Here is a 12,672-nt window from a genome sequence, read left to right as displayed (position 1 = left end):
CGGTTATCCGCCCGCGACGGGGGCGAAGATAGTTTGCAGGTGCGCTTCGCTGGCAGCCATGCCGATGTTGTCGTTCAAGCCTTGGCGCAGGTAGACCGCCATGGCCGGATAAAGATTGATGGCCATGTCGGTTTCACGATCACCGCCAGGCACATAGGCGCCCACGCTGATCAGGTCGCGACTCTGCTGGTAACGTGACCAGTATTGCTTGAACTGCTGGGCGCGCTTCATGTGCTCGGCACTAATGACCGACGGCATGACCCGGCTGATCGACGCTTCGATATCAATGGCGGGGTAATGCCCTTCTTCGGCCAGGCGCCGGGACAGCACGATGTGGCCGTCGAGCACGCCTCGGGCCGAGTCGGCGATCGGGTCTTGCTGATCGTCGCCTTCGGACAGCACGGTATAAAAAGCGGTGATGGAACCGCCGCCCTTCTCCGCGTTACCGGCCCGTTCCACCAGTTTCGGCAACTTGGCAAACACCGAAGGCGGATAACCCTTGGTGGCCGGCGGCTCGCCGATGGCCAGGGCGATTTCCCGCTGGGCCTGGGCGAAACGGGTCAGCGAATCCATCAGCAACAGGACGTTCTTGCCCTTGTCGCGAAAATATTCGGCGATACGCGTGCAATACATCGCGGCCCGCAGGCGCATCAACGGCGCATCGTCCGCCGGCGACGCCACCACCACGGAACGCTTGAGTCCTTCTTCGCCGAGAATGTGCTCGATGAATTCCTTCACCTCGCGGCCCCGCTCGCCGATCAGCCCCACCACGATGATGTCGGCTTCGGTAAAGCGGGTCATCATGCCCAGCAGCACACTCTTGCCCACCCCGGTACCGGCGAACAGGCCCAGGCGCTGACCGCGACCGACCGTCAACAACCCGTTGATGCAACGGATGCCGACGTCCAGCGGCACGCTGATGGGGTCGCGCTTGAGCGGGTTGATTGTCGGGCCGTCCATCGGCACCCAATCTTCAGCTTTCATTCCGCCCTTGCCGTCCAAGGCCCGCCCGGCCCCGTCCAGCACACGGCCGAGCATGCTCATGCCCATGGGCAGCCGACCGGTATCGGCCAGCGGAACCACGCGGGCACCAGGGGCTATACCGGCGACACTGCCCACCGGCATCAGAAATACTTTGCTGCCGGAGAAGCCCATCACTTCGGCTTCGACCTGCACCGGGTGATAACTGTCATCGTTGATCACCAGGCACCGGCTGCCCATCGCGGCGCGCAGGCCTTCCGCTTCTAGGGTCAGGCCAACCATACGCAACAGGCGCCCTTCCAGGATCGGCTGGCCGGCCAGCTCAGTGGCCTCGGCGTAGCTGCCCAGGCGCTTGCCGAAGCTGGTTCGGTCAAGGCGCATTACGGCCGTCCACTTCCAGAGCAGTCAGTTCGGCCGCGTCCGGATCGACGATGACGGCGGCCTCCGGTTCGTCCGGCAACTCCAGGCTGAGGTCGGCCGGAGCCGGATGCAGGGCCTGCTCGTGCAATTGGTCGAACAGCTTGGCCATGACCTGGCTGATGCGTGTTTCGATTGTCGCATCAATGCGGCTGTGCTCGGTTTCCACCCGGCAACCGCCCGGCAGCAAGGTCTCATCCTCGACGATGCGCCAGCTTTCCTCATGACGCTCGCGCAAGGCCTTGACCAGCTCGAAGTCCTGCGGATTGATGTACAGCCGCACATTGCCGACGCCCAGGGGCAGCAGCTTGAGGGCCTCGCGCATGACGTGCTCGATCTGGCTCGAATCGATGGCCAGCTCGCGCTGGATCACTTGTCGGGTGATGTGCTGCACCAGCCCGACCAGGGATTTCTCGATCTGGGTGTCCTGCTCGGCGATGGGTTCGAACAGGTTCAGCATCAGCGATTCCAGCGCCCGCAGCTTGGCCGTCAGCGCCACGTCGGCTTCCTGGCGGACCTTGATCGTGGTGCTGTGGAAGCCTTCCTTTTCGCCGATGGCGAAGCCTTCGTTGTAGGCCTCCTGGCGAATGCTCTCGACTTCTTCGAGGGTCAGCGGCTGGACCTCCTCCAGCGGCACCTCTTCCATCTCCGGCAACTCTTCCACCGGTTCTGGCTCAGGCTCGGGCACGTGGGGATCGAAGCTGGGCAGCGACCAGACGTCGAAACCACCGACGTCGCGGGCGCGGATCAGGTCGCTGGGTGAATCATCGCTCTTGGCAGACATAACGACCTTAGATCATCTCTTCGCCGCCCTTGCCACCGAGCACGATTTCTCCGGCTTCGGCCATACGGCGGGCGATGGTGAGGATTTCCTTCTGTGCGGTTTCCACATCGCTGACGCGCACCGGGCCCTTGGCCTCGAGGTCGTCGCGCAACAGTTCGGCCGCCCGTTTGGACATGTTCTTGAAGATCTTCTCCTTGACGCCTTCGTCCGAACCCTTGAGGGCCAGCACCAGCACATCGGAGGACACTTCGCGCAACAGTGCCTGGATACCGCGGTCGTCGACATCGGCCAGGTTGTTGAACACGAACATGAGGTCTTCGATCTGACCGGACAGGTCTTCGTCGACTTCGCGGATCGAGTCCATCAGTTGACCTTCGATCGAACTGTCGAGGAAGTTCATGATGTCCGCCGCGCGCTTGATACCGCCCAGGGTGGTGCGCGAAGCATTGGAGTTGCCCGAGAACTGCTTCTCGAGAATCTGGTTCAATTCTTTCAGGGCCGCCGGCTGCACGGTATTCAACGACGAAACCCGCAGGATGATGTCGAGGCGCACTTTATGGTCGAAGTTGCCGAGCACCTCACCGGCCTGGTCCGGATCGAGGTACGCGACGACGATCGCCTGGATCTGCGGGTGCTCGTAACGGATCACGTCGGCGACCGCGCGCGGCTCCATCCACTTCAGGCTGTCCAGGCCGCTGGTATTGCCACCCAGCAGGATCCTGTCGATCAGGCCGTTGGCCTTGTCCTCGCCCAGGGCCTGGGTGAGCATCTTGCGCACGTAGTCGTCGGAACCGACGCCCAGGCTGGTCTGATCGCCGACGATGTCGACGAACTCGCTCATCACCTGCTCGACCTGCTCGCGGTGCACATTGCCCATCTGCGCCATGGCCACGCCGACGCGCTGGACCTCTTTGGGTCCCATGTGGCGCAGCACCTGGGCGGCGTCCGTCGAACCCAGGGACAGCAGCAAAATCGCGGCTTTGTCGACCCGGGACAATTTGGCAACAGCGGCTCGATTATCACTCATCTGCGTTAATCCACTCTTTCACGACCTGGGCCACACGACCCGGGTCCTCTGCCACCAGACTCTTGATGGCGTTCAACTGAGCGTCATAGCCTTCGCTCGGGCTTGGCAGCAGGATGCTCTGCGGCCCGCCGAGGCTGACGCGATCGTTGGCCAATTCGCCATCCAGGCCGCCCATGCCTCCCAGCTCTACATCGCCCAAGCCTGCCAGCTGCTTGTTCTTGCCGCCACCGGTGATGTTGTTGAGCACCGGACGCAGCACTCCAAATACCAGTATCAGGATGAACAACACACCCAATACCTGCTTGACCACATCCCAGAACCAGGGTTGCGAATAAAACGGGATATCGGCGATTTCTTCACCGCGCTCCAGGGAGAACGGTACGTTGATCACGCTGACGCTGTCGCCACGGCTGGCGTCGAAACCGACGGCGTCCTGCACCAGGCGAGTGAAGCGCGCCAATTCGTCGGCGGTCCATGGCGCGCGGCTGGTTTCGCCGTTGGCCGGGTTGACCTTGACCTGATCGTCCACCACTACTGCGACCGACAGGCGATTCAAACGGCCCTGCTGCTGCTTGGTGTGGCTGATGGAACGGTCGAGCTCGAAATTCTTGGTCGATTGCTGACGCTTGTCGGCCGGGTATGGCGCAAGCATCGGCTGGCCGGTGGCCGGATCCATGATCTGCTGGCCATTGGCGTCGATCAGCGGCTGGCCTGGCTGCACCATGCCTGCGGCGGCGGTAGCGCCACCGGTGGTTTGCGGCGCGCTGGCCGGTGCTGGTGGCTGGTTGCTCAGGGCACCCGGTACACCTTGCGGGCCATTGCTGGCGGTCCGTTGTTCGTTCACCGACTGCTCGCTGCGCAACGCCGGTTGATCCGGGTTGAACTGCTCGGAAGTCGATTCGACGGCGCTAAAGTCCACGTCCGCCGAGACTTCGGCCTTGTAGCGGCCGTTGCCGAGGATCGGTTGCAGGATGTTGTGCACCCGCTGGGTGAACATGCCTTCCATGCGGCGGCTGTAATCGTATTGCTTGCCGGCCATGGTCAGTTCGGAATTTTCCGCCTGGTCGGACAACAGGTTGCCCTTCTGGTCGACCACGGTGATCTGCGACTTGCTCAACTCGGGAACGCTGGTCGCCACCAGGTTGATAATGGCAACGACCTGGCCTGGCTCAAGCGAGCGGCCGGAATACAGTTCGACCAGTACCGAGGCACTCGGCTTGCGCTCGTCGCGCACGAACACCGAGCTTTTCGGAATCGCCAGATGCACACGGGCACCCTTGACATTGTTGAGGCTGGAAATGGTCCGCGCCAATTCGCCTTCCAGGCCGCGACGATAACGAGTCGCTTCCATGAACTGGCTGGTGCCCAGGCCCTGGTCCTTGTCGAGGATCTCGAATCCGATATTGCCATCGGTCGGCGTCACGCCGGCGGCAGCGAGCTTGAGGCGCGCGCGAGCGACGTCGTCGGCCTTGACCAGCAAGGCGCCGGAATTGGGTTCGACGGTATAAGGAATGTCGGCGGAAGCCAGGGTTTCCATGACTTGTTTGGCATCCATGCCCTCCAGGCTGCCGTACAGGGGACGGTAGTCCGGCTGCTGGGACCAGAGGACCACGGCAAAACCAATCGCCACGCTGGCAGCCAGGCCGACCAACAGGCCAACCTGACGCAGCATGGTCATCTCGGAGAGGTTTTCCAGGAAAGACAGGCCGAACAACGGCGGTTTGCCGTCTACCGGAGTTGCCTTGGCTGGAACGTTATCAACGGCTGCTTCTGCCATGACTCAATAGCTTCCTTAGACCGGCATCTGCATGATGTCTTGATAGGCTTGAACCAGCTTGTTGCGTACCTGGGTCAACGCCTGAAACGAGACACTGGCTTTCTGCGAAGAGATCATTACGTCCGTCAGGTCGACGCCACTTTTGCCAATCTCGAAAGCACTGGCCAACTGGTTCGAAGCCTGCTGGGTATCGTTCACTTTATTGACGGCCTGACCGAGCATGTCGGAAAAGCTGCTGCCGGCCACTTGGGGCACCGCGACCGATTTAGGCTGGGCCATGGCGTCCATCTGCATGGAGCGCATGTCCAGCATCAACCGATTAAATTCAATACCTTGGCTCATGATCTATTCTCTCTGGCGGCCCGCATTTTTTTGACACTTACTCAGCGGGTACGTAGGTAGTAGCAACAAGGGTGCCAGCTCCGTGGCCGTCGGAAACAAATGCGCGCGCGGATCCTTTCAGGCTCCTGTGGGAGCGAGCCTGCTCGCGATAGCGGTGTGTCAGCCGACCCCCGCGTCGCGAGGACCATTGTCTTCGCGAGCAGGCTCGCTCCCACAGGGTTTGTTTAATGCTTCAACTGGCGAAGAGATAAGCCTCTACATCCATCCCGGCATCACGCATCTGCGCCAGCTTGTAGCGCAGGGTCCGCGGGCTGATACCGAGGCGCTCAGCCGCCTCCTTGCGTCGGCCGCGTTCGGCGCGCAGGGTGTCGATGATCATCTGGAATTCGCGACGGCGCAGGTCATCTTCCAGGGCGCCCGCGGTTTCCCCCATCACTTCCCCGGGAGGAATCTGCGCCGGGGCGGACTGCAACGCCGGCAAAGGCGCGCAGGCCACCGGGCCGGCCAGGCAGAAATCTTCCGGCTGGATCAAGCCGCCCTGCTGCAGGATCAGCGCCCGCTGGATAGCGTTGTCCAGTTCCCGGACATTGCCCGGCCAGGGATAGGCGATCAGGCAGGCCTGCGCCTCGGCGGACAACCGCGCCGCCGCGTGCTTCATTTTATTGACGTGTTTGGCCAGCAGGCGCTCGGCCAGCGGCAGGATATCGGCGGTGCGCTCGCGAAGTGGACGCCAGGCCAGCGGAAAAACCGACAGCCGGTAATAAAGGTCTTCACGAAAGCGCCCCGCCGCGACTTCCCCGGCCAGGTCACGGTTGGTCGTCGCCACCACGCGAATGTCCAGGCTTATGGGCTTGCGCGCGCCGACCCGCTCCACTTCCCGCTCCTGCAAGACGCGCAGCAGCTTGGCTTGCAGGCCCAGCGGCATCTCGGAAATTTCATCCAGCAGAATGGTCCCGCCATCAGCCTGCTCGAACTTGCCAGGCTGGGCCGCGATGGCGCCGGTAAACGAACCTTTCTCGTGGCCGAACAGCGTCGCCTCGAGCATGTTGTCGGGAATCGCCGCACAGTTGATGGCAATGAACGGTTCGCTGGCGCGCCGGGATTGCTGATGGATATATCGGGCCAGGACTTCCTTGCCCGTGCCGGACTCGCCGGAAATCAACACGGTTGAATCGCTGCGGGCCACCCGTGCGGCCAACTCCAGCAACTGCGCACTGGCCGGCTCGATGGCCACCGGCCCCTCGCCCTCGACAGCAGGGCTACCCAAGGCATGGCGAGCCACCAGGTCCAACAGGGCCTTGGGCTCGAACGGCTTGACCAGATAATCCGCCGCCCCTTGGCGCATGGCATCCACCGCCCGCTCGACGGCGCCGTGGGCGGTCATCAACAGGACTGGCAGTTGCGGCTGGCGTGCGCGCAGCAGGCCGAGCAATTGATGGCCGTCCATGCCCGGCATATTGACGTCGCTGACCACCAGGCTGAATGGCTCACGGGCCACTGCGAGCAATGCCTCTTCCGCCGAACCGACAGCGGCATAATCATGCCCGGCCAACAGCAGCGTATCGGCGAGTGCTTCGCGTAGCGCGCGATCATCTTCAACCAGTAGAACCTTGGTCGCCATTTGCTCACTCCACCCCTGGCGCGCTGGAAAACAGCGGCAAGCACACCGTCGCGCACGTACCGCGCCCCAGCCGCGAGCGCAGCCGCAATTCGCCCTGATGGGCACGCGCCACCGCCTTGACCACGGTCAGGCCCAGGCCGGTTCCAGTGGTCTTGGTGGTAAAAAATGGCTCGCCCAGACGTGCAAGCACGGACGGCTCGATACCGCTGCCGCTGTCGCTGACACACAGGCGCAGGGTGTTGTCGCGGGTATACAGGTGCACTTTCAGACGGACATCAACGTCACTGGCCTGAATCGCGTTTTCAATAAGATTTAATACCGCGCCCACCAGCGTGTCACGGTTGCACAGCACCTCGCCCGCATGGCTGTCGCACTGCCAGCGGATCGACACGCCCTGCACATGGGTCAGTGCTGCAGCCTGCAAAGACTGCAGCAGCACCTTGGGCGCGACGCGGTCGGTCAGCGGCAACTCGCCACGGGCGAACACCAGCATGTCGCGCACCTGGTGTTCCAGCTCATGCAAGCGCTCCTTCAAGCGGCCGGCAAAACGCTGCTGGGTCTCCATCGGCAGTTGCTGTTCGGTCAGATGACTGGCGTACAGCAACGCGGCAGACAGCGGCGTACGGATCTGATGGGCCAGCGACGCGACCATCCGCCCAAGGGAAGACAGACGCTCGTGACGGGCCAACTGGTCCTGCAAGTGACGGGTTTCGGTCAGGTCGTTGAGCAACACCAACTGTCCAGGCTCGGCGTCCAGCGAACGGGTCGAAATGGACAGCCGCCGACCATCCTTCAGGGAAACTTCGTGGCCGTCGTCATCGCGGGGAGCGAAGCAGCGGGCGATGACGTGTCGCCAGAGCTGGCCTTCCAGAGGCAGGCCGAGCAGCTCGCACGCCGCCGGGTTGGCTTCGCGCACAAAGCCGTGGGCATCGATGACGATGACCCCGCCAGGCAAGAGGTCGAGCAGATTTTGCAGCCGGTTGGCCAGGCGCTCTTTTTCCGCCAGCTCCTGCATGCGCTGGGCACTGACCACCGCCAGCTCCCCCTTGAGCTCGGTTACCCGCGCTTCAAGCAGACTGTAGGAGTCGGTCAACTGGCTGGACATCTGGCTGAACAGCGAAAACGCCTGTTCAAGCCCAAGCCGGCCAGCCTGTTCGACGGACGGCATATGACCCGGCTCGGGGACAGAAGACATCAGGGCGGCTTGGGTCATCGTGCTCTCTCGCTTGGCTGACCGTCAGTTAAACGGAACGTTGCGAGAGCTGTAGCAATACCCGTGCCGAAAAAAAACCGCCTGAAAATCAGGCGGTTGCAAAACAGGCGTCAATCATCCGCCTGTTCATCTCCTTCACGACGGCTCATGCCGTACTTGCGCATCTTTTCCACCAGGGTGGTTCGACGAATGCGCAAGCGCTCTGCCGCGCGGGCGACGATGCCGTTGGCGTCGTCCAGAGCCTGCTGGATAAGCCCTTGCTCCAGGCCGCCCAGGTAATCCTTGAGGTCCAGGCCTTCCGGCGGCAGCAAGGCATTGGTGGTGAAATCCGGCGTATGACCGTTGATCGCCACCCGCTCTTCCAGGTCGCTGCGCAGGCTGTCGACCATTTGCTCGTCTTCGTCATCGACGTAGCGGAATTTCTTCGGCAGCTCATTCACGCCGATCACACCGTAGGGGTGCATGATCGCCATGCGCTCCACCAGGTTGGCCAATTCGCGGACGTTGCCCGGCCAACCGTGACGGCAGAGGGACATGATCGCCGCCGAGTTGAAGCGGATCGAACCACGCTTCTCATGCTCCATGCGCGAGATCAGCTCGTTCATCAACAGCGGGATGTCTTCGACCCGCTCGCGCAACGGCGCCATTTCGATCGGGAATACATTGAGACGGTAATAAAGATCTTCGCGGAAGCTGCCGACCTCGATCATGGTCTCGAGGTTCTTGTGGGTCGCGGCGATGATCCGTACGTCGACACTCTGGGTCTTGTTGCTGCCCACGCGCTCGAAGGTACGCTCCTGCAAGACGCGCAGCAGCTTGACCTGCATCGGCAGCGGCATGTCGCCGATTTCATCGAGGAACAGCGTGCCGCCATTGGCCAACTCGAAACGTCCGGCGCGGCTGGTGATTGCACCGGTGAACGCGCCCTTCTCGTGACCAAACAATTCGCTTTCGAGCAGCTCGGCGGGAATCGCCCCGCAGTTGACCGGCACGAATGGCGCTTCGCGGCGCTTGGAATGGTAATGCAAGTTGCGCGCGACCACTTCCTTGCCGGTACCGGATTCGCCCAGGATCAGCACGCTGGCGTCGGTGTCAGCTACCTGCTGCATCATCTGGCGCACGTGCTGGATGGCACGGCTGGTGCCGACGAGGCTGCGGAAAAGGTTGGGTTCGCGATGCCGGCCGCGCTCACGCGCCTGGTCGTACATTTCGCGATAAACCTGGGCGCGGTGCAACGAATCGAGCAGTTTGCTGTAGCTCGGCGGCATTTCCAGGGTGGAAAGCACCCGGCGGCGCTGGTCTTCCGGCAGGTCGAGGGAAGAATTTTCGCCCATCAGCAAAACTGGAAGGAACTCATCCCAGGTCGAGAGTGTCTTTAGCAAGCCCAAAAGCGACGCGGGAGCATTTACCGTCCCGATAAGGACGCAAATGACTTCACGACTGGACGACAGAGAGCCGACAGCCTGCTGCCAATCATGGCTACCGCAGGGCAAATTTTCTTCGCCAAGAAAATTCAGGATCACCGCCAGGTCGCGGCGGCGGACGCTATCGTCATCGATCAGGAGAATTTTGGTTTCACGCCACATGCAATAGCAACTTCCCTAGTCAACTCAGTGCCCGGATTTGGGGGCAAGCTAGACGCTTGCAGACTTGTCATGCCTGTAGACGCCTGAAATCTGTAAACAGCCACTAGTTAAGTCAAAAAATCGTGCACAGTCAAATTTATGGCGCACTTTGTTCGGTATTAACTGAAAATTAAATCAGCCGAACAAGTGATAAACCTTCGCCGCGTTCTGTGCCTGATGAATCTGCGACATTTCGCTCACGATTGCCTGACGCTCGCCCGTCGCCGCTTCCAGCAACTGGCGATAAACCCCCAACAGTTCTTCCAGATTATTACGCAACGCCGCCTCGTCCACCTCGGACTCGCTCAAGACGTCCTCCATGCAGGAACGGCACGCCAGGTCCAGTTGACCAATGGCTTCCCAATTACGCTCAGCCAAGGCGCCAACCAGGGCATCACGGGTTTGTTCGATTCGCTGCAGGACAAGATTCATGGGAGCACTCCTTAGAACTGCGGGCCAGGCGTGGCGATGGCATCCCAGCCTTCCTTGACCGTGCGAAGCAGATCGGCGACTTCGTCGAGGATCTTCGGATCGGTCTTGGCGTTGGCTTCGGCCAGGCGTTTCATCATGTAGGTGTAGAGCGCATCCAGCTCGGCGACCGACTCGGCCTGGTTTTCCAGGTCCAAGCCTTCACGCAGGCCGCCGACGATGCCGATGGCCTTGCCGATCAGAATGCCTTTGTTTGGAATATCCTTGCGCTCCATCGCGCCTCTGGCTTGGGCGATACGGTCCAGCCCGCCTTCCATGAGCATTTGCACAAGACGATGGGGACTTGCTTCGGAGGTTTGCGCCTGGGCGCCAATCTTCTGGTATTGGCGAAGGGCTAACATCGGATTCATGTTCTACCTCATCAAAAAAACTTCGGTTCGTATAAACAGCATATCGACGCTGCGTCAGAAAACTTTAGGTCGGAAAAGCCGAAAGCCCGGAACGTAGTCGACACGTTGCCGGGCTTTTTGTATCGGTCGACAATCAGCTGTTTTTCTGCTGTGCCGTCATCGCTTCGAACATGGAGGTGATGTTGTTGGCGGTGGCTTTCAACTTGCCTACCAGGGTGTCCATGTCGTTGTACTTTTTAGTCAGTACCTTGGTCAGGGTTTCGATCCGACGATCCAGTGCTTCCTGATCCGCAGCCAGCTTTTTCTGGATAACAGTCAGGTTCTTGGAGCGAGCCGTCAGGATATTATCAATAGGCTTTCCCCCTGCATCCGTCTTGAGCTCGGTGTACGGTTTGATCGCTTTCTGCATGCGCTCCATCAAGCCGTTCTCGCCAGTGAACAGCGTTTGAACTTCCCCACCCAACTGTTTTGAATTCAAAGCAGTTGAAAATTTGGCACTGTCGAAATCCAACGCACCGGTCGTCTGGTTGGTGGTAATCCCTAACTGGGACAAAACTGTCAGCTTGTCACCAGCACCCGTTTGGGACAATGGGCCTCGGATAGCTTCCAACAGCGCGCGCGGCATGGCATCACCGGCCAATGCCGCCGGCACGGAATTACCGTCAGCGTCTGTCGTCGGTTTAGTCAGCGAGGTCACCGCCTTGGCAATGGCGTTATAAGCGTCGACGAATTTCTGGATCGAAGCCTTCAAGCCGTCCGCGTTGGTGGCAACGGTAACCGTTACCGCAGTGGCAGTAGGCGCAACCAATGTCATGCTTAAGCCAGTGACCGCATTGTCCAGCTTATTGGTCGGACTCGTCATTGCCAGACCGTCAATTTCGAATTTCGCATCAGTGGCAAGAGACAGAGAGCCGGAAGATGCCGCTGTCGGCGGGTTGGCCATGAGCGCGGTGCCGTCAGCGGTCAGACTGGCAATACCGCTTAAAGACAGATCATTCCCTGCACCGGTCTTTGTAGAACCTACCACCAGACGCGAGCCAAAGCTGTCCGTCACGATGTTGGCGTTCACGCCGCTGGCTTGATATTTGGAGTTGATTGCATCCCTGACCGATTGCAAGGTGGAGCCAGACGGAACATCAACGGCGTAGGACGCGCCGCTTTGGCTGCTGATCGTCAGCGTACCCGCTTCCACTGCGCTCGTAGCTCCGCCGGCGAAAGCAGCCGTCGACACCTTCGAGGCAGTAGCCAGATTGGTGATCTTGACACTATAGGTACCACCGACCGCCGAGTTACTCGACGTCGCGGTCAATATCTTGGCATCGGAAGATGTAGCGGCAAAGCCGGTGAACTGAGGGTTAGTCGTACTCCCCAAAGCTTCGAGCGCGGACTGAAACGTAGCCAGCAGGGCCTTCAACGAACCGATACCGGAAATGTTCGACGTATTCGTCTTCGTGGCACGGTCGATCTGACCTTGCTTGGCCGCCTTGTCAGAATCCACCAGCGCCTTGACGATCGCACCGGTATCAAGGCCTGAGCCTAGACCCAGTCCCGGAAGAATTGGACTTGCCATGGTGATACTCCCTTCAGTGTGTCGCCGGCCTTTTGGCCAATACACCGCCCAAAAGAATAGAGCAACAAAATTCGTGCCAGCTGTCAGGCTTCAGCGCTGAACAACAAGCTGTTTGCATCATTCAAACTGTCGGCCAGTTTCAGAACTTCTTCGTTCGGGATCTGACGAATCACTTCACCGGAACCACTGGCAATCACTTTGACCACTACTTTGCCTGAAGGCTCATCAATAGAGAACTCCAGGTTGCGCTTGACCGACTGGACGAACTTCTCGATTTCCTGAACGGCCTTCTTGAGTTTGTCCTGCTCAGCAGCAGCGTCTTTAGGCGCCTGCTTGACCGGGGTCACGGTGGCAAGCTCGGCTTGAGGCTTCCCCACGGACTTGTCGGCCACGGTAGGTGCCGGCTTTGCCGCTGGATAAGACAAGTTCAGCTTCACGCTCATATCCATGTCCATCACCTCTTGAACGGAAAAAGC

General features: G+C 60.4%; 12 protein-coding genes. All 12 read right to left on the bottom strand.

Going from position 1 to position 12,672, the window contains the following annotated elements; translation table 11 throughout:
• Nucleotides 1-3: 3 nt before the first annotated feature.
• Nucleotides 4-1,362, bottom strand: coding sequence for a flagellar protein export ATPase FliI (gene fliI, locus J3P84_RS08225; protein ID WP_434629234.1), 1,359 nt, complete (start codon nucleotides 1,360-1,362; stop codon nucleotides 4-6).
• A complete protein-coding gene (gene fliH / locus J3P84_RS08220; protein ID WP_434629232.1) occupies nucleotides 1,352-2,182 on the bottom strand; it encodes a flagellar assembly protein FliH in 831 nt (276 codons plus the stop codon). The genes fliI and fliH overlap by 11 nt, the downstream gene beginning before the upstream one ends.
• A gap of 7 nt (nucleotides 2,183-2,189) precedes the next feature.
• Nucleotides 2,190-3,209: a flagellar motor switch protein FliG gene (fliG, locus tag J3P84_RS08215; protein ID WP_007958288.1), complete on the bottom strand. Its 1,020-nt coding sequence runs from the start codon at nucleotides 3,207-3,209 to the stop codon at nucleotides 2,190-2,192.
• The gene (fliF, locus tag J3P84_RS08210; protein ID WP_434629230.1) at nucleotides 3,202-4,986 is read right to left on the bottom strand and encodes a flagellar basal-body MS-ring/collar protein FliF; all 1,785 of its coding nucleotides are present in this window, start codon (nucleotides 4,984-4,986) and stop codon (nucleotides 3,202-3,204) included. Before fliF ends, fliG begins: the two co-directional genes overlap by 8 nt.
• A gap of 15 nt (nucleotides 4,987-5,001) precedes the next feature.
• Entirely contained in the window at nucleotides 5,002-5,328 is a 327-nt protein-coding gene (gene fliE, locus J3P84_RS08205) for a flagellar hook-basal body complex protein FliE (protein ID WP_305499603.1), read from the bottom strand.
• A gap of 232 nt (nucleotides 5,329-5,560) precedes the next feature.
• Nucleotides 5,561-6,949, bottom strand: coding sequence for a sigma-54-dependent response regulator transcription factor FleR (gene fleR, locus J3P84_RS08200; protein WP_434629228.1), 1,389 nt, complete (start codon nucleotides 6,947-6,949; stop codon nucleotides 5,561-5,563).
• Between the two features lie 4 nt (nucleotides 6,950-6,953).
• On the bottom strand, nucleotides 6,954-8,144 hold the full coding sequence (locus tag J3P84_RS08195; protein WP_434631210.1) for a sensor histidine kinase: 1,191 nt from the start codon (nucleotides 8,142-8,144) through the stop codon (nucleotides 6,954-6,956).
• A gap of 128 nt (nucleotides 8,145-8,272) precedes the next feature.
• Complete coding sequence (locus J3P84_RS08190; protein WP_305499600.1) at nucleotides 8,273-9,748, bottom strand: sigma-54 dependent transcriptional regulator; 1,476 nt, start codon at nucleotides 9,746-9,748, stop codon at nucleotides 8,273-8,275.
• A gap of 174 nt (nucleotides 9,749-9,922) precedes the next feature.
• Nucleotides 9,923-10,219 carry a flagellar protein FliT gene (locus tag J3P84_RS08185; RefSeq protein WP_434629226.1) on the bottom strand — a complete coding sequence of 99 codons (297 nt, stop codon included), beginning with the start codon at nucleotides 10,217-10,219 and terminating at the stop codon, nucleotides 9,923-9,925.
• Nucleotides 10,220-10,230: 11 nt separating this feature from the next.
• Nucleotides 10,231-10,626: a flagellar export chaperone FliS gene (fliS, locus tag J3P84_RS08180; protein ID WP_305499598.1), complete on the bottom strand. Its 396-nt coding sequence runs from the start codon at nucleotides 10,624-10,626 to the stop codon at nucleotides 10,231-10,233.
• 133 nt (nucleotides 10,627-10,759) lie between these two features.
• On the bottom strand, nucleotides 10,760-12,196 hold the full coding sequence (gene fliD, locus J3P84_RS08175; protein ID WP_434629224.1) for a flagellar filament capping protein FliD: 1,437 nt from the start codon (nucleotides 12,194-12,196) through the stop codon (nucleotides 10,760-10,762).
• An 83-nt stretch (nucleotides 12,197-12,279) separates the two neighbouring features.
• Nucleotides 12,280-12,645, bottom strand: a complete 366-nt coding sequence (locus tag J3P84_RS08170) for a flagellar protein FlaG (RefSeq protein WP_434629222.1) — start codon at nucleotides 12,643-12,645, stop codon at nucleotides 12,280-12,282.
• Nucleotides 12,646-12,672: the final 27 nt, after the last annotated feature.

Origin of the sequence: Pseudomonas sp. Z1-29 (assembly GCF_051131995.1) — a bacterium.
Taxonomy (GTDB): Bacteria; Pseudomonadota; Gammaproteobacteria; order Pseudomonadales; family Pseudomonadaceae; genus Aquipseudomonas.
This window is presented reverse-complemented; position numbering and strand designations above follow the sequence as displayed.